The 16,472-nt window shown below is 65.9% G+C and carries 19 protein-coding genes and 1 riboswitch; of the genes, 8 read left to right on the forward strand and 11 right to left on the reverse strand.

The genetic code is table 11. The features are described 5' to 3' along the window. Positions 1-10: 10 nt before the first annotated feature. From HOY44_RS05295 to HOY44_RS05310, 4 genes are all read right to left on the reverse strand, one after another. A complete protein-coding gene (locus tag HOY44_RS05295) occupies positions 11-997 on the reverse strand; it encodes a branched-chain amino acid ABC transporter permease (RefSeq protein ID WP_138421675.1) in 987 nt (328 codons plus the stop codon). A gap of 235 nt (positions 998-1,232) precedes the next feature. Continuing rightward, a complete protein-coding gene (locus HOY44_RS05300; protein ID WP_287433489.1) occupies positions 1,233-1,946 on the reverse strand; it encodes an ABC transporter ATP-binding protein in 714 nt (237 codons plus the stop codon). Continuing rightward, positions 1,943-2,707, reverse strand: coding sequence for an ABC transporter ATP-binding protein (locus HOY44_RS05305; RefSeq protein ID WP_008334375.1), 765 nt, complete (start codon positions 2,705-2,707; stop codon positions 1,943-1,945). The genes HOY44_RS05300 and HOY44_RS05305 overlap by 4 nt, the downstream gene beginning before the upstream one ends. A gap of 65 nt (positions 2,708-2,772) precedes the next feature. After that, positions 2,773-3,966, reverse strand: coding sequence for a substrate-binding domain-containing protein (locus HOY44_RS05310; protein ID WP_008334372.1), 1,194 nt, complete (start codon positions 3,964-3,966; stop codon positions 2,773-2,775). 89 nt (positions 3,967-4,055) lie between these two features. Here HOY44_RS05310 and HOY44_RS05315 point away from each other — a divergent pair, with 89 nt between their 5' ends. Further along, a complete protein-coding gene (locus HOY44_RS05315) occupies positions 4,056-4,670 on the forward strand; it encodes a PAS and helix-turn-helix domain-containing protein (protein ID WP_008334370.1) in 615 nt (204 codons plus the stop codon). Here the strand turns inward: HOY44_RS05315 and HOY44_RS05320 are convergent. The 3 genes from HOY44_RS05320 to HOY44_RS05330 are packed head-to-tail and all read right to left on the reverse strand — an operon-like array spanning position 4,667 to position 6,229. Then, on the reverse strand, positions 4,667-5,065 hold the full coding sequence (locus HOY44_RS05320; RefSeq protein ID WP_287433492.1) for a GNAT family N-acetyltransferase: 399 nt from the start codon (positions 5,063-5,065) through the stop codon (positions 4,667-4,669). The two genes, HOY44_RS05315 and HOY44_RS05320, sit on opposite strands and share 4 nt — an antisense overlap. Before the next feature lie 11 nt (positions 5,066-5,076). Further along, entirely contained in the window at positions 5,077-5,679 is a 603-nt protein-coding gene (tsaB, locus tag HOY44_RS05325) for a tRNA (adenosine(37)-N6)-threonylcarbamoyltransferase complex dimerization subunit type 1 TsaB (RefSeq protein WP_287433493.1), read from the reverse strand. Then, on the reverse strand, positions 5,669-6,229 hold the full coding sequence (locus tag HOY44_RS05330; RefSeq protein WP_008334363.1) for a NifU family protein: 561 nt from the start codon (positions 6,227-6,229) through the stop codon (positions 5,669-5,671). The genes tsaB and HOY44_RS05330 overlap by 11 nt, the downstream gene beginning before the upstream one ends. A 104-nt stretch (positions 6,230-6,333) precedes the next feature. On the opposite strand from HOY44_RS05330, the gene HOY44_RS05335 reads away from it, so the two are divergent. After that, the gene (locus HOY44_RS05335) at positions 6,334-7,227 is read left to right on the forward strand and encodes a DMT family transporter (protein WP_287433495.1); all 894 of its coding nucleotides are present in this window, start codon (positions 6,334-6,336) and stop codon (positions 7,225-7,227) included. On the opposite strand, the gene HOY44_RS05340 is transcribed toward HOY44_RS05335, so the two are convergent. From HOY44_RS05340 to HOY44_RS05355, 4 genes are all read right to left on the reverse strand, one after another. Continuing rightward, positions 7,202-7,591: a hypothetical protein gene (locus HOY44_RS05340; protein ID WP_287433497.1), complete on the reverse strand. Its 390-nt coding sequence runs from the start codon at positions 7,589-7,591 to the stop codon at positions 7,202-7,204. The two genes, HOY44_RS05335 and HOY44_RS05340, sit on opposite strands and share 26 nt — an antisense overlap. A gap of 35 nt (positions 7,592-7,626) precedes the next feature. After that, positions 7,627-8,082, reverse strand: coding sequence for a universal stress protein (locus HOY44_RS05345; protein ID WP_008334356.1), 456 nt, complete (start codon positions 8,080-8,082; stop codon positions 7,627-7,629). A gap of 201 nt (positions 8,083-8,283) precedes the next feature. Further along, the gene (locus HOY44_RS05350; protein ID WP_138421681.1) at positions 8,284-9,144 is read right to left on the reverse strand and encodes a branched-chain amino acid aminotransferase; all 861 of its coding nucleotides are present in this window, start codon (positions 9,142-9,144) and stop codon (positions 8,284-8,286) included. Positions 9,145-9,364: 220 nt separating this feature from the next. Beyond that, positions 9,365-9,931, reverse strand: a complete 567-nt coding sequence (locus tag HOY44_RS05355) for a gamma-glutamylcyclotransferase family protein (RefSeq protein WP_138421682.1) — start codon at positions 9,929-9,931, stop codon at positions 9,365-9,367. A gap of 68 nt (positions 9,932-9,999) precedes the next feature. After that, a riboswitch (glycine riboswitch) is annotated at positions 10,000-10,099 on the forward strand. A 139-nt stretch (positions 10,100-10,238) separates the two neighbouring features. Between HOY44_RS05355 and gcvT the strand changes: the two genes are divergently transcribed. The 6 genes from gcvT (at position 10,239) to HOY44_RS05385 (ending at position 16,425) form a co-directional block, all read left to right on the forward strand. Further along, positions 10,239-11,333 carry a glycine cleavage system aminomethyltransferase GcvT gene (gene gcvT, locus HOY44_RS05360; protein ID WP_287433500.1) on the forward strand — a complete coding sequence of 365 codons (1,095 nt, stop codon included), beginning with the start codon at positions 10,239-10,241 and terminating at the stop codon, positions 11,331-11,333. 18 nt (positions 11,334-11,351) lie between these two features. Further along, positions 11,352-11,711, forward strand: a complete 360-nt coding sequence (gene gcvH, locus HOY44_RS05365) for a glycine cleavage system protein GcvH (protein WP_287433502.1) — start codon at positions 11,352-11,354, stop codon at positions 11,709-11,711. Beyond that, positions 11,708-12,172, forward strand: a complete 465-nt coding sequence (locus tag HOY44_RS05370) for an SRPBCC family protein (RefSeq protein WP_287433504.1) — start codon at positions 11,708-11,710, stop codon at positions 12,170-12,172. The genes gcvH and HOY44_RS05370 overlap by 4 nt, the downstream gene beginning before the upstream one ends. After that, complete coding sequence (locus tag HOY44_RS05375) at positions 12,169-12,522, forward strand: VOC family protein (RefSeq protein WP_287433506.1); 354 nt, start codon at positions 12,169-12,171, stop codon at positions 12,520-12,522. Before HOY44_RS05370 ends, HOY44_RS05375 begins: the two co-directional genes overlap by 4 nt. Before the next feature lie 11 nt (positions 12,523-12,533). Then, entirely contained in the window at positions 12,534-15,380 is a 2,847-nt protein-coding gene (gene gcvP, locus HOY44_RS05380) for an aminomethyl-transferring glycine dehydrogenase (protein WP_287433508.1), read from the forward strand. Positions 15,381-15,444: 64 nt separating this feature from the next. Beyond that, entirely contained in the window at positions 15,445-16,425 is a 981-nt protein-coding gene (locus HOY44_RS05385) for a class I SAM-dependent methyltransferase (protein ID WP_287433510.1), read from the forward strand. Positions 16,426-16,472 lie beyond the last annotated feature (47 nt).

Consider the following 16,472-nt stretch of genomic DNA (forward strand, 5'->3'; position numbering starts at 1 on the left):
GTCCCCTCCCTCACTTGATCTTCACCGCCGGGGCAAGGCCGTAGGGCCGCCACAGCAGAATGACCATCATCAGGATCATGTTGGATGCGAGCGCGAGTTTCGGGGCAAGGAAGCCCACGTAGTTCTGCATCAGAGCGACCACGATCGCCCCCAGCAGCGTGCCCTGAATGGACCCGAGCCCGCCGATGATGACGACGATGAAGACGATGACCATCATCTCGGCCCCGAGCGCGGGGGTGATGATCGTCTCATACCCCGCCCACATGGCCCCGCCCATCGCGGCCAGTGCCGACCCCAGCATGAAGACCCCGATGAACAGGCGGTCGATCTTGAAGCCCAGCGCCTCGACCATCTCGCGGTTCTCGACGCCCGCCCGGATGAGCAGACCCATGCGGGTCCGGTTGAGCAGCACGAAAAGGCCGCCATAGACGAGGGCGCCGAGGCAGAAGGCGAACAGGCGATAGACCTCCAGCGACGAGTTGCCGACGATGATCGCGCCCTCGAGGAAATGCGGGCGCGGCACGTTCACGGGCGAACCGCCCCATGTCGCGAGGATCAGTTGCTCGGCCACGATCAGCGCGCCCATGGTGATGAGGATCTGACGCAGGTGGTCGGAATAGACCGGCTTGACGATGACCCGCTCGAAGAACCAGCCCAGCGCCGCGCCGAACACGACGGCGGCAGCGATGGCGAAGACCAGCGCGAGGCTGTTCAGAAGGATGCTGTCGGAGCCGAGCCAGCCGCCGAAATAGGCCAGCACGCTCGCCGCGACGAAGGCCCCGAAGCTCACGAAGGCCGAGTGGCCGAAGTTCAGCACGTCCATCAGGCCGAAGACGAGGCTGAGGCCCGAGGCCATGAGAAAGATCATCAGACCCATCGACAGGCCAGCCACGGTCAGCGTCAGCCACGAAGACGGCGCGCCGATCAGGACGAAGGCGATGATGGCGAGGATGACGGGGAGCCAGAAGACACCCCCGAAACGGTCGAGCATACCCATCAGGCGAGCCTCCTCGGATGAATGTAAGCGAAGGCTCGATCGCCCGAACGCGCGGAATCAAGGCCGCAGGCCGCCGCGCGAGCGCCGGACCGTCCCGCGGTCTGGCGCTTGGGTTCTGTAGACGCTTCGCTCAGATGTTTTTCGGACATGGCACTATAAAGCGCCTTGTTCGGCTGTCGGTGCGCCAGCCCCCGGTCCGGCGCTCCCGCTCTGTTTCCACATCGGACCAAGACCATCACCCCGCCTCCATCGACAGGCTCAGAAGCCGGTTCTGAAGTTCGGTATCGGCCACGAAATCGGCCATCGTCCCGGTATGAACCACCCGCCCGTCGTCAATGACCGCCATGTCCCGGCCCAGCGACTTGGCGAAGGCGAAATTCTGTTCGACCAGCAGGATCGTGGTCTGGGCCGAGATTTCGCGAAACGCCTCGCCCATCGCGGCGATGATCGACGGGGCCAGCCCCTTGGTCGGCTCGTCGATCAGGATCAGATCGCGCGGCTCGATGATGGCGCGGGCCACGGCGAGCATCTGTTTCTGCCCGCCCGACAGGCTCCAGGCTTGCTTGTCCCAGAACTGCTCCAGCGCCGGGAACAGTTCATAGACGCGCTTCAGGCGGGTCTGGTCGAATTTGCCGTTGGCGGTCGCGAGCACCATGTTCTCGGCCACGGTCAGCCCGCCGAAAATCCCCATGTTTTCAGGAACAAAGGCGATGCCCTTCTTCGCGATGTCGGAGGTGTGCATCCCTGCGATCTGCTCGCCGCGAAAGCTCACCGATCCCGGCGAGGGCTGCCACAGTCCCATGATCGCGCGCAGGGTCGTGGTCTTGCCCGCGCCGTTGCGGCCCAGAAGGACGAAAACGCCGCCCTCGGGCACGTCGAAGGTCACGCCGTGCAGCACGGAATACTGCCCGATCGAGACGTCCAAGTTCTGAATGGAAAGCAGGCTCATGCCATCTCCCCCGCATTGCCGAGATAGACGTCGCGCACCACCTGCGAGGACATCACCTCGGTCGGGTCGCCATCGGCGATCAGCTCGCCGTTGTGAAGCACGATGATCCGGTCCGCGAGCGCGCGCACCACGTCCATCTTGTGCTCGACGAGGAGCACGGTTTTCGTGTGGTCGTGCTTGATCTCGGCGATGAGGTCGAGCACGTCCGGCGTATGGTCGAGGCTCATGCCCGCGGTGGGTTCGTCGAACATGTAGATGTCCGGCTCCATCGCCATCAGGAGCGCCACTTCCAGCTTGCGCTGATCCCCATGGGGCAGCGCGGCGGCGGGCAGATCGGCTTTGTTTTCAAGCTTCGCAGCGGCGAGATAGCGTTCGGCGCGCGAGGTGAGTTCGGTCAGTTTGGAAACCGGTGAGAAAAACCGGCGTCCATCGCCCGACTGGGCCTGAACGGCCAATCGGATGTTCTCGATCACGCTCAGGCGGGGAAACAGGTTGGTCAGCTGGAACGCGCGGCCGACACCATGGCGGGCGCGGGTCGAGGCGGGCATCCGGGTCAAGTCGATCCCGTCCTTCGTCACGGTCCCCTCGGAGGGCGTCAACTGCCCAGAGATCATGTTGAAATAGGTCGTCTTGCCGGCGCCGTTCGGGCCCACGATCACCGTCAACTCGCCGGGGCGAAAGTCGCAGGTGACGGCGTTCACAGCCGTATGGCCGCCGAACCGGATCGTGAGATCCCGGGTGGAGAGCGAAGCTTGGGTCATGTCGGAAAGGGTCTTTTCAGGGGTGTGTCCCGGCCGGGGATGCAGGGCCGGCCGGGACGGGACGATCAGTTTTCGCGACCGATCGGAATGTCCATCATGTCGGGCGTGATGATCTCGACCTTCTCGGGGATCGCCCAAGCCACGTCGTCATCGACCCGGATCTTGAAGTGCAGCATGGATTGCAGCGCCTGATGATCCTCGGGGCGGAAGGTCATTTCACCCTTCGGCGTGTCCCAGGACATGCCTTCCATCGCGGCGATCAGCCCTTCGGTGTCGAGCGTTTCGGCGGTGTTCAGCGCCTTGACCACGGCAAGCGCGGCGGCCATGCCACCTGCGGTGAAGAAGTCGGGCGGACCGTCGAAGCGCGCCTGATGCTCTTCCACGAGCCAGTCGTTGATCGGGTTATCGAAGGCTTCGTAGTAGTAATACACAGCGCCTTCCATGCCCGGATAGGCCTTGTAGCCGACCATCGCGGGCAGGATGTTCCCGCCGAACGACAGTTCGATCCCGAAGCGCGAGGGGTCCATCGCCTGAAGCTTGCCCGGCGCGTCGCCCGACCCGGCCACGTAGATCAGGATGACCTTGCGACCCTCTTGATCCTTGAGCGCGTTGAACATGCGCTCGCCCACGGCGGTGTAGTCGGTGGTGCCCTGCGGCACGTATTCCTCGGTCACGACCGTGGCGCCCGTGCCTTCGAGCGCCGATTTGAACGCGGCGATCCCGTCACGACCGAAGGCGTAGTCCTCGGCCAGCGTGGCGACATAGAGGTTTTCGTCCGGCTTCAGCGCGAGCGCCTGCGCCTGCATGTCCATCGACGAGTTGCGCGAGGTCTTGAACACGTAGCGGTTCGAATCCGGCCCGGTCAGGCTGTCGGCCACCGCAGGTTCGACGAGCAGGATGCGCTCGTATTCCTCGGCGATGGGCAGAAGGCCCGTGGTCACACCCGACGAGGTTGCGCCGACGGCCAGCAGAACTTCGTCATCGGCATAGGCTTCGGCCAGCACGGCGCGCGCCACGTCCGGCTTGAACTGCGTGTCCTTGTAGATGATCTCGATGGGGCGACCGTTCACCTCCATCGTGCCATCGGTGGCGTATTCGAGGCCAAGCTCGAACCCGGTGTGGGTCTGCTTGGAAAACGCCTCGAGCGGGCTGCCCGACATGCCGTGGACGAGTGCGATCTTGATCGGATCGGCATCCTGCGCGGCGGCAGGAACGGCAAGGCCGGCAGCAAGGGTCAACGCGGCGAATGCGCGTTTCATGATAGTCATGGAATGTCCTCCCTTTTCCCGTCGCATGGTTGTGCCTGCACGGGATCGTTCATATCGTGGCATGAACCTCGCTTTTTGGGATGGGTCTGAGCAAGTTGGGGAAAATACGTATAGATCAGGCATATGCCACCGGCGACTTCGCGGGTCTGGCCTTCGAATACGCGCCCGTCGGCCTCGTCATCACCGAGAGCCGGGTGATCCGCAGTTGCAATCCCGAGTTCGAGCGCATGTTCGGATATGGCGCGGGCGAGCTTGTCGACCAGTCATTTCAGGTGCTCTACCCGACGCCGGAGGAGTTCGCGAAGATCCGCGACCGGGGTGTCGATCAGTTGCGCACGACCAACACATATTGGGATGAACGCGTGATGGCGCGCAAGGACGGATCGCTGTTCTGGTGCCGGACGCGCGGCCATTCCCTGACGCCCGAGGGCGACCCGCTGAACCGCGCGGTCTGGAGTTTCGCCGACCTGTCGGGTCACCGCCCCTATCAGCCGCTCACCCGGCGCGAGACCGAGGTGGTGAACCTTCTGGCCGAGGGCATGACGTCGAAGGAAATCGCGCGCGAGCTTGAGATCAGCCCGCGCACGGTCGAAGTGCACCGGGCCAAGCTGCAAAAGAAGTTCGGGGTGACCAACACCAACGCCCTGCTTCACGCCATGTCGGGCGTGCCGCCCGAGCGGATCGTCGCCCGCTAGGCCACTCGTTTCGTCATCAGGATCGCATCGACCGGCGCGCCGGCCGGGCGCGGGTAATACCCCCGGCGCCACCCGGTCTCGGCCCACCCTGCGGAAAGGTAGAGCGCAATCGCCGCCGTGTTGTCGGCGGCGACTTCGAGGAACGCGGTTTCGCCATCACGGTCCTGCACGGCGCGATCGAAGGCGGCGAGCAACGCCCGGCCTTCGCCCCTCCGGCGGGCTTCGGGCGCGACCGCAAGCGTGACCAGTTCCGCCTCTCCGGCAATCGCGCGCCCGACGGCGAAGCCCGCGTCGGTGTAGACCGCGAAACCGCCCGGCCCACCGACCAACCCGGCAAGTTCCAGCGCCGACCATGCCCGGCCATCGGGAAAGGCGGCCGCGTAGATGTCCGCCATCCGCTCCGGTGTCACGGCAGGATCACCGGAGGCGGGTCGCTGGCCGGGGCGGCATCGGCCCCCCGGATGTAAAGCGGCGCGGGGCGCGCAAGCTCGGCACCGGATGCCAGACGGTCGGCGGCGATCTGGGCGATGCGGGTCACGAGCGTCTCGGCAGGCACGGGACCGGCGACCGGGTGGTCGTCGCCCACCGCGTCCGCCGCATCCAGACGGGGCGACGGGTCGCCGCCGCCGAAAACCTGCACATAGACCATCCCGCGCCGGGCATCCGCCACAGCGCGGCAAGGCCGCGGGTGACCCAGCGCCTGCGCCTCCAAGGTCGAGACGCCGATGGCGGGTTTGCCGAGGCCCAGCGCCAGCCCGCGCGCGGCGGACACGGCGATGCGGATGCCGGTGAAGTTGCCCGGCCCGACGCCGACCGCCACCGCGTCGAGATCGTCGAAGGACAGCCGGGCCGTCGTCATCATGTCCTGCAACAGCGGCATCAGGCGTTCGGCCTGCCCCTTGGCCATCGCCTCCACCGTGACCTGCGTGATCGCCCCGCCCACAAGCAAAGCGGCCGCGCAATGCGCGGCCGATGTGTCGAAAGCGAGGATCGTCGGGTCAGACCGCAACCGGCCGCACCTCGGTCACTTCCGGGATGTAGTGCTTGAGCAGGTTCTCGATCCCCATCTTCAGCGTGAGCGTCGAGGACGGGCAGCCCGCACAGGCGCCCTGCATGTGAAGATAGACCACGCCGCGTTCGAACCCGTGAAAGGTGATGTCGCCCCCGTCCTGCGCCACGGCGGGCCGCACGCGGGTATCGAGCAGGTCCTTGATCTGAACCACGATCTCGGCATCCGGGCCGTCATGTTCGGCATGGGCCGCTTCGCGCGGACCCTCGCCCATGACCGGCGCACCGGATTGGAAATGCTCCATGATCGCGCCGAGGATGGCGGGCTTCACGTGGTCCCACTCGACATCGTCGGCCTTGGTCACGGTCACGAAATCGGTCCCGAAAAAGACGCCTTTCACCCCGTTCACCGCGAAGACGCGTTGCGCCAGCGGCGACTTGGCCGCGGCCTCGGCACTCGGGAAATCGGCGGTCCCGGCCTCAAGAACTTCCTGACCGGGAAGAAACTTCAGCGTCGCCGGATTCGGTGTGGACTCGGTTTGAATGAACATTTGCACAGCCTTTCTGTCGGGTATTCATATGAGCTTGGAATCGTTCCAAGTCAACCCGACCGGTTCCCTCTTCCCTTTTGCCGCCAATCACGATTGATGGAGGCATGACCGATCACCTCAAAGGCCTTCTCATCACCTTCACGGGCGTCCTGTTCATCCTGCCCGACAGCCTGTTCGTCCGTCTCATCGGCACCGACGGTGTGACGGTGGCGTTCTGGAAGGCGCTGCTCATCGGGCTGGTGCTGGGCCTTGGCCTGCTCGTCACCCGTGGCCCCGGCGTCTACCGCGCCACATTCGCCGCAAGCCCGCTCGTCTGGGTCTATGCCGCCACTTCGGGCGCGAGCGGTGCGCTGTTCGTCATCGCCGTCGCGCATACCTCGATCGCGAACGTGGTCTTCATCGTCGCGGCCATGCCCCTGGCCTCGGCGCTGTTCTCGCGCATTGCACTGGGCGAGGCGATCTCCCGGCGCACGGCGCTCACCATGGCCGTGGTCCCGGTCGGCATCGCGCTGATCGCCTTCGGCTCGGGCGAGACCGAAGGCGCCTCGCTCAAGGGCGACCTGATCGCGGTCGGGATCGTCATTGTGTTCTCGATCGGCTTGACCGTCGCGCGCAAACTGCGCCCGGTCTCGGTCGTCCCGGCCATTCCGGCGGGGATGCTGGGCGCGGCCCTTGTCCTGTTTCCCTTCGCCACCCCGTTGTCGGTCCCCGCGGACGACTGGATTTGGGTCGCACTCCACGGCGGCTTCTTCGTCACCGTCTCGACCGCGCTTCTGGCGACCGGACCGCGCTTTCTGCCCTCGGCGGAGGTCGCGCTTCTGCTTCTGGTCGAAAGCGTCCTCGCCCCGGTGCTCGCATGGGTGGTGGTGGGCGAAGACCCCGGCAAATGGGCGCTGATCGGCGGCGCGGTGGTGATCGGCGCCCTCGCCGTGTCGAACGGCATCGCGCTGGCTCAGGGCCGCCGGGTCGCCGTCAAACCCGGACCGCCCCGCGCGTAGGGATGATCGCGACGCTGGCGACCAAAAGGCCCGCCGCCACGCCCGGCAACAGCCAGTCGTCGCGCACCGCCTGCGTCGCCACGATCTCGCCGCAGCTGCGAAGGTTCATGATGATCTGGATGTAGATCAGAAGCGCGACCCCATGCACGATCGCCTCCCAGAGCGGCACGGGGCGCGCCAGCCGCACGAGACGCAAAAGCATACTGGGCAGGAACACCACGATCAGCGAAAAGAACACCTGATCGTCGCTGCCGGCACCCGTCAGGGTCGTGCAGTCGAACACCCCGCCGTCCGCCTGCCGCGCATACATCCCGGTGGTCTCGTCTATGGCCAGCCCCATGGCCGCGACGAACGCCCCACTCATCGCGGCGAGGTAGATGAGCGACAGCCAGACCCGGCTCAGGTGATGCTCTCCAGTCGCTCCTTGGACATCTCGCCCGGAACGATGGTCAGCGGCACCGGCAGGTTCGCCGCCGCCCGCGTCAGCGCGGTGACCAGCGGCCCCGGCCCCTTCTTGCCGGACCCGGCGCCCAGCACCACGACCCCCACATCCGGGTCTTCACGCACCTGGGCCAGAAGCTCTTCGACCGCCTCGCCCTCGCGGATCACGAGTTCGGGGTTCACCCCCTGCTTGTCGCGCATCCACTTGGCGAACACCTCGTAATGCGCCTCGATCCGCTCGCGGGCTTCCTCACGCATCACCGCACCCACGCCAAGCCAGTGGTTGAATTCCTCGGGCGGAATGATCGACAGGATCTCGACCCCACCGCCGGTGTTGGCCGCGCGCATGGCGGCGAAGCGCATCGCGTTCAGACACTCGCGGCTGTCGTCCAGAACCACCAGAAACTTGCGCATGGATCACTCCCCTCGACCGTCCGGATCATGACGCAGCACCCGCAACCGATCAATGTTCTTCTTCGTTTTCTAAATACTTCGGGAGGTCTGGAGGGCTGGCCCTCCTGAGCCGCCAACGGCGGCTGCCACCGCGGCGGCCCGACGCAGTCGGGGCGGCGCAAACCCTGCGCGGGGCTTCAGCCCGGCACCGCCTGCCAACGCTCAAAGGCTCGCGGCCCAGTCCCAGTAGAGCTCGCGGACCCGGCGCGTGACGGGGCCATGCTGATACATCGTCCCGTCGAACTCGGTGACGGGCGTGACCTTGTTGAGGTTGCCCGACAAGAACACCTCGTCCGCGGCCCTGAAATCGTCGAAGCTCAAGACCGCTTCGTGCACCGTGACGCCATCGGCGCGCAGGTTCTCGATATGGCGGGCGCGGGTGATGCCGGACAGGAAGGTGCCGTTGGCGATGGGCGTGAACACCTCGCCGTCCTTCACCATGAACACGTTCGCGCTCGCGGTTTCGGCCACGTTGCCCAGCGCGTCGGCGACGAGCGCGTTGGTGTAGCCCTTGGCGCGGGCCTCGGCCAGCATCCGTGCGTTGTTGGGATAGAGGCATCCGGCCTTGGCGTTCACCACGGCGTCCTCCAGCACGGGGCGGCGAAAGCGCGTCGTCGTCAGGGTCATCGACGCATCCGGCGCGGCCATCGGGATTTCCTCCAGCGCCACGGCGAACCCGGTTGCCGACTGGTCGGGCAGGATGCCGAGATAACCGCCCTCGATCCCCCAATACATCGGGCGGATATAGACAGCGGCGTCCTTGGGATAGAGCGCCAGACCTTCGCGCACGATTTCGAGCATCTCGTCCACACCGACCGTCGGCTTTATCATCAGCGCCTCGGCCGAGGCATTGACCCGCGCCAGATGGCGGTCGAGGTCCGGGGCCATCCCGTCGACGAACCGTGCACCGTCGAACACCGTGGTGCCCAGCCATGCGCCATGATCCCCGGCCTTCATCACGGGCACGTCGCCCTCGTGCCATGTGCCGTCGAAATATGTGCGCAGATTGGTCCCGGTCGCCATGTCGTTCTCCTTGATTTCGCGCGACCCTATGCCCGGCCTTTCCGAAGGTCCAGTCGGACAAAAAAGCGCCCCCGGTGGGTAGGACCGGGGGCGCGAGGATGCGCGCAGGGGAATGGGTAGGGACAGGCGCGCGGCCCATGTCATCCCCACCGGGTCGGGCCGGGAATCGCGGGCAGGCTTACCCTAGGGTCGGGCTGATTCCGTTTTGTGACAGGTCAGGTCAAAGACGGACGATCCGCGCCCCGATCCGGGCCAGCCCGTCATCCACGAGGGCCGTTTCCTCGGCTGCGAGCCGTTGATGGCGCGGATAGACCGGGGCCGCGCGGTCATCCAGCACGGGCGCGTGCCAGCCTTCGGTCGTCTCGAAGAAATGGTCGACGCCGGCTTGGCCGAACTCGGAATGAAAGCCCTGAATGACCACGTCGAGGTAGGACATGAGGATCGGGTGATCGTCGCCGGGCACCGGATAGGTGGCAAGGTCCACCGCATAGATCGCGATGTCCAGATCACGGGCCACGGGGTGCGTGACCGCATGACTCGCGTCATGGCGGGCATAGGCCCCTTCGCGTTCGTCGAGCGCGGCCCAGTCGGCGCCGGGCACCGAGGCGATCAGCCCGTCGATGTAATCGTCGGGCGCGGGCACGGCGGAGAGCAGGCAGCGGTCGAACCGTTTCGAATGGCGCCACGCGCGCCGCCATCCGGTCACGCGGGCCGGGTGCGCTTCGGGGTAGGCATGGGTCCGCCGGTTCACCAGCGAGCCGTAGCCGAAAAAGAATGGGTCGGACATGGCCGCACTGTTTGCGCAAGCAACCGAGAAGGCAAGTCTTGACCCGGCATCAACGCCGGGTAGGTTAAGCGCACCACGTTGGGAGAATCTGGCGCCCGTCTGACCGGGACCAGTGCCGAAGGAGCAACCGCCCCGGAACCTCTCAGGCTTCAGGACCGCGTGGACGACAGCACTCTGGAGAGTGGCGCATGGGCGCCCGCCGAAGGGATAACGATCTCAGGCGACAGGACAGAGGGGGCATCGGGCGGGCCGGATCGGCCCCGCGATGCCGGGCGCGTCACCCCGGTGGATTGGGAGCCGGGAGCGCATGGGCGACTTGAAACGAACACCGTTATTCGATCTGCACGTGGAGCGCGGCGGCAAGATGGTGCCCTTCGCGGGCTGGGAAATGCCGGTGCAATATCCGCTGGGCGTGATGAAAGAACACCTGCACACCCGCGCCGCCGCCGGGCTGTTCGACGTAAGCCATATGGGTCAGGTGATCCTGCGCGTGGACCCTGCGGCGCTGGAGACGCTGGTGCCGGTCGATGTGGTCGGGCTGGCCGAAGGGCGGCAACGCTACGGGGTGTTCACCAACACGGCGGGCGGGATCATGGACGATCTGATGATCGCCAACCGCGGCGACCACCTGTTCCTCGTGGTGAATGCGGCGATGGCGGATCAGGACATCGCCCACCTGCGCGCGCATCTGGGCCATGCGGTGGAGGTTATCACGGATCGCGCATTGCTGGCGCTTCAGGGGCCGAAAGCCGAGGCCGCACTTGCGCGGATCGCACCTGAGGCCGCCGACATGCGGTTCATGGACGTGGCCGTGTTTCCCTCCGACTTCGGCGCGCTCTGGGTCTCGCGCTCCGGCTATACCGGCGAGGACGGGTATGAAATCAGCGTGGGCGAGGCGCAGGCCACCGCATTGGCCGAGGCGCTGCTCACGATGGAGGAGGTCGAACCGATCGGGCTGGGCGCACGGGATTCGCTGCGGCTCGAGGCCGGGCTGTGCCTTTACGGCTCCGACATCGACACGACGACGACCCCCATCGAGGCCGGCCTTGGCTGGGCGATCCAGAAGGTCCGGCGCACCGACCGAACGGACTTTCCCGGCGCCGCCACCATCCTCGACCAGATCGCGAACGGCGCGCCGCGCAAGCGCGTGGGCCTGCTGCCCGAAGGGCGCGCCCCGATGCGCGCGGGCACGCAGCTTTTCGCCAGCCCGGACGCGGGCGATCCCATCGGGGCCGTCACCTCGGGCGCCTTCGGCCCGTCCATCGAACGGCCCATGTCGATGGGCTACGTTCCCACCTCATCCGCTGCCCCCGGCACGACGCTGTTCGGCGACGTGCGGGGCAAACGGCTTCCCGTGACGGTCGCGCCCCTGCCCTTCCGTCCCGCCACCTTCAAACGCTGACCAACAGGAGAGACGCGCATGAAATATACCGAAGAACACGAATGGCTCGATGACGTGGACGGGATCGTCACGGTCGGCATCACCGCCCACGCCGCCGAGCAACTGGGCGACATCGTTTTCGTCGAACTGCCCGAAGTCGGGACCGAAGTGACCAAGGACGACGAGATCGTGGTGATCGAAAGCGTCAAGGCGGCGTCGGACATCCTTGCCCCCATCGACGGCGAAATCGTCGAGATCAACGAGGCCATCGTGGAAGAACCGGGCAAGATCAACGACGACCCCGAGGGCGAAGCGTGGTTCTTCAGGATCAAGCCGTCCGAGCCGGAGCAGATGGACGACTATATGGACGAGAACGGATACAAGGACTTCATCGGGTGATCGACGGCGGTCGCACCGACCGGGCGGAACGCTTCATCGCCACCTCGCCCGAAGAGGTCTGGGCGGCCCAGACCGACCCGGACCGGCTGGTGCGATGGCTACCGCCCGACGATGCCACGATGGAGGTATTGGCGTTCGACCCGACACCGGGCGGCGCGTATCGCCTGCGCCTGACCTTCACCGAGACGGGCGTGGGCAAGACGCAAGCCAGTACGGACGAGGTGCACGGGCGCTTCGTCGCGCTCGACGAGCCGACTCGCATCGTGCAGGAGGTCGACTTCGTAAGCACCGACGACGCTTACGCGGGCACCATGCGCATGACGTGGGACCATATCGCCGCCGCAGGCGGGACCAAGGTGTCCGTGACCGCCAAGAACGTGCCGCCGGGGATCGACCGGGCCGTGCATGAAGCCGCGCTCGCCTCGTCCCTCGCGAAGCTCGCCGCAGAGGTGGAAGGATGACCGTCATCCGCATCGTGCCCAACCTGCCCGCGACCGATCCCGTGGCACTCGCCCGGTTCTATGCCGAGGTGTTCGACCTCGACGTTCCGATGGACATGGGCTGGATCGCGTTCCTGCAAAACGACCAGTCCCACCAGATCGAACTACACACCGCCAGCGAGGGCGGATCGGGCACCGACATGCCCGTCATCTCGATCGAAGTCGACGTTTTCGCCGCCACGCTCGACCGCCTGAACGCTCGCCAGATCACCCTGTCCTATGGCCCCGTGGATGAGCCGTGGGGCATTCGCCGCTTCTACTTTTCCGACCCCGAGGGCAACCTCGTGAACGTCGTGACCCATATCAATTGAAGGAAACCGATATGACCTTCACGCCCACCGGCTACGACCCCTACGACTTCGCAAACCGCCGCCACATCGGCCCGTCGCCCAGCGAGATGGACGAGATGCTGAAAGTGATCGGCGCCGACAGTCTGGACGCGCTGATCGACGCGACGATTCCGAAAAGCCTGCGACAGGACGAACCGCTCGACTTCGGCGCGCCCCTGTCCGAGCGCGAGATGCTGCATCGGATGCGCGTAACGGCGGGCGAGAACGAGGTTCTGACCTCGCTCCTCGGACAAGGCTATCACGGCACGGTCACCCCGCCCGCGATCCAGCGCAACATCCTTGAGAACCCGGCGTGGTACACGGCCTATACGCCCTATCAGCCGGAGATCAGCCAAGGGCGGCTCGAGGCGCTGTTGAACTATCAGACGATGATCTCGGACCTGACCGGGCTGGAGGTCGCCAATGCCTCGCTTCTGGACGAGGCGACGGCCTGTGCCGAGGCGATGGCGATGGCGCATCGGGTGGCCAAGTCGAAGGCGACCGGGTTCTTCGTGGACGAGAACTGCCACCCGCAGAACATCGCCGTCATGAAAACCCGCGCCGCGCCTTTGGGGATCGAGGTGATCGTGGGCGACCCCGATACGCTCGACCCCGAGGCGGTGTTCGGCGCGATCTTTCAGTATCCCGGCACCAATGGCGAGGTGCGCGATTTCACGGGGCAAATCGCGGCCCTGCACGACGCGAAGGCCATCGGCATCGTGTCGGCGGACCCGCTGGCCCTGACCGTGCTGAAGGAACCCGGCGCGATGGGGGCCGATATCGCCGTCGGCACCAGCCAACGGTTCGGCGTGCCCATGGCCTATGGCGGCCCGCACGCGGCCTATATGGCGACCAAGGACGCCTACAAGCGGTCGATGCCGGGGCGGATCGTGGGCGTGAGCGTGGATGCGCGCGGCAACAAAGCCTATCGCCTGTCGCTTCAGACCCGCGAGCAGCATATCCGGCGCGAAAAGGCCACGTCGAACGTCTGCACCGCGCAGGCCCTTCTGGCGGTCATGGCGAGCTTTTATGCGGTTTTCCACGGGCCGGAAGGGTTGAAGGCCATCGCGCAGAGCGTTCACCGCAAGGCGCTGCGCTGTGCCAAGAAGCTGGAAGAGGCCGGATTCGAGATCGGGCCGGGTGCATTCTTCGACACCTTCACGGTCGAGGTCGGTCTGCTTCAGAAAGGCGTGCTTCACGCGGCGCGGTCTCAGGGCGTGAACCTGCGCCCGGTCGGAAAGACCAAAGTGGCGATCACGATGGACGAGGCGATCCGCTCCGCCACCATCGAAGCGGTCTGGCGCGCCTTCGGGATCGAGGCCGAGGACGATCCGTCGGACACGGATTACCGCCTGCCAGACTCGATCCTGCGGGACAGCGATTACCTGACCCATCCGGTCTTTCACATGAACCGGGCCGAGACCGAGATGATGCGCTACATGCGCCGGCTGGCCGACCGCGATCTGGCGCTGGACCGGGCGATGATTCCGCTCGGCTCCTGCACGATGAAGCTGAACGCGGCGGCCGAGATGATCCCGATCTCGTGGCGCGAATTCGCGATGCTGCACCCGCTGGCCCCCGAGGATCAGGCGCGGGGCTACCACCGGCTGATCGAAGATCTGAAGGCCAAGCTTTGCACGATCACCGGGTATGACGCGATGTCGATGCAGCCCAACTCGGGCGCGCAGGGGGAATATGCGGGGCTTCTGACCATCGCCGCCTATCACGCGGCGAACGGGCAGGACGAGCGCGATGTTTGCCTGATCCCGATGAGCGCGCACGGCACCAATCCGGCGAGCGCGCAGATGGTGGGGATGAAGGTGGTGGTCGTGAAATCGGCCGAGAACGGCGACATCGACCTGGACGATTTCCGCGCCAAGGCCGAGGCGGCGGGCGACAAGCTGGCCGCGACGATGATCACCTATCCGTCCACGCACGGCGTGTTCGAGGAAACCGTGCGCACCGTCTGCGCCATCACGCATGAACACGGCGGGCAGGTCTATATCGACGGGGCGAACCTGAATGCGCTCGTGGGTCTCGTGAAGCTGGGCGAGCTGGGGGGCGACGTGAGCCACCTGAACCTGCACAAGACCTTCGCCATTCCGCACGGCGGCGGCGGCCCCGGCATGGGTCCGATCGGGGTCAAGGCGCACCTTGCGCCGCATCTGCCCCCCGATCCGTTCAAGGGCGGCATCGGTGCGGTGTCGTCCGCGCCCTATGGCTCGGCCAGTATCCTGCCGATTTCCTGGGCCTATATCCTGATGATGGGCGGCGAGGGGCTGACACAGGCGACGCGGGTCGCGATCCTGAACGCCAACTATATCGCGGCGCGGCTGCGCGGGGCCTATGACGTGCTCTACAAGGGCGAGGCCGGCCATGTCGCGCATGAGTGCATCATCGACACCCGCCCCTTCGCCGACAGCGCAGGCGTGACCGTGGACGACATCGCCAAGCGCCTGATGGACTGTGGCTTTCACGCGCCCACGATGAGCTGGCCGGTGGCGGGCACGCTGATGGTCGAACCTACGGAATCGGAGACCAAGGCCGAGCTCGACCGCTTCTGCGACGCCATGCTGGCGATCCGCGAGGAAATCCGCGACATCGAAGAGGGGCGCGCGGATGCGGAGGCGAACCCGCTGAAACACGCGCCGCACACGGTCGAGGATCTGGTGGGCGACTGGAACCGGCCCTATAGCCGCGAACAAGGCTGCTATCCGCCCGGCGCGTTCCGCGTCGACAAGTACTGGCCGCCGGTGAACCGGGTCGACAACGCCTATGGCGACCGGAACCTCGTTTGTATCTGCCCGCCGCTCGAGGATTACGTCGAAGCCGCCGAGTGATCTTGGCGCTGGTCAAAGCGCGCATCGGTTGCTACCCAAGCCGCCGGGGCAAACGAGAGCGGTCATGGCGCAGAAGACGAACGATCCGAAACTGACGGACTATTCGGTGACGGATGCTCTGGCGCTGATCGACAGGCGGTTCGGCAAGGACCGCCTGTTGCGTGATCTGTCGACACCGACGGAACGGCTCGTCACCGCCTACTACCTGCAATCGCGTTGGGGCTACGAACGCTACAACCCCCATGCGGCGATGCACATGGCATTGTCGGATGACGGGAAATACACCCACGACGGGCTACGGGCGCAAGCCGACACGGTCATCGCCGAGGCGCGGAAGATCGGGGCGAGGCGTATCCTCGAACTTGGGTGCGGTCAGGCCTTCAACGCCCGCGTCATCGCCGAGGCCCTGCCCGAGGTCGAGGTGGTGGCGACCGACCTGATCGAAGCGCATATCACCAAGGCCAACGAACGCGGGGCGCATCTGCCGAATTTCCGCGCGGTGCGGTCGAGCTTTACTGAATTGCCCGACGATCTGGGCCAGTTCGACCTGATCTTCGCGGTCGAAACCCTGTGCCATTCGCCCGAGATCGACGCGGTGATCGAACGCGTCAAGGCCCGGCTCGCTCCCGGCGGCACCTTCATGTTCCACGACGCCTTCCGTCGCACGGACTGGGAATCGAAATCGGACGATCTGAAAGAGGCGCTGGTCCTGAACGAGCTGTGCCTTGCGGTTCCCCACGGCTATGCGGTCTGGGGCACGTGGGAGGATGCGCTGGCGCGCGCCGGGTTCACCGACGTCACAACCGAGGACATTTCGATGCAGGGTCTGGGCACCTGTCGACGTCTGGGCCGGGTCGGGCTGAAGTTCCTGACCCAGTGGAAATACCGGCTGCTGCGCCCCTACGTTCCCAAGCACCTCGCGCGCAATGCCGTTGCCGGGTTCCTTGGCATCTACATCATGTACGGCGGCGCGTCCGACCCCGCGAGCGAGAACGGCATAACGCGCTATGGTCTGATCCGGGCCGTGGGGCCCAAGGCGGTCTGAGCGGGCGCGGCGGGGATACCAGAATCCCAGTATCCTAGTATCCTAGT

Source organism: Maritimibacter sp., from assembly GCF_016774595.1.
Lineage (GTDB): Bacteria > Pseudomonadota > Alphaproteobacteria > Rhodobacterales > Rhodobacteraceae > Maritimibacter > Maritimibacter alkaliphilus.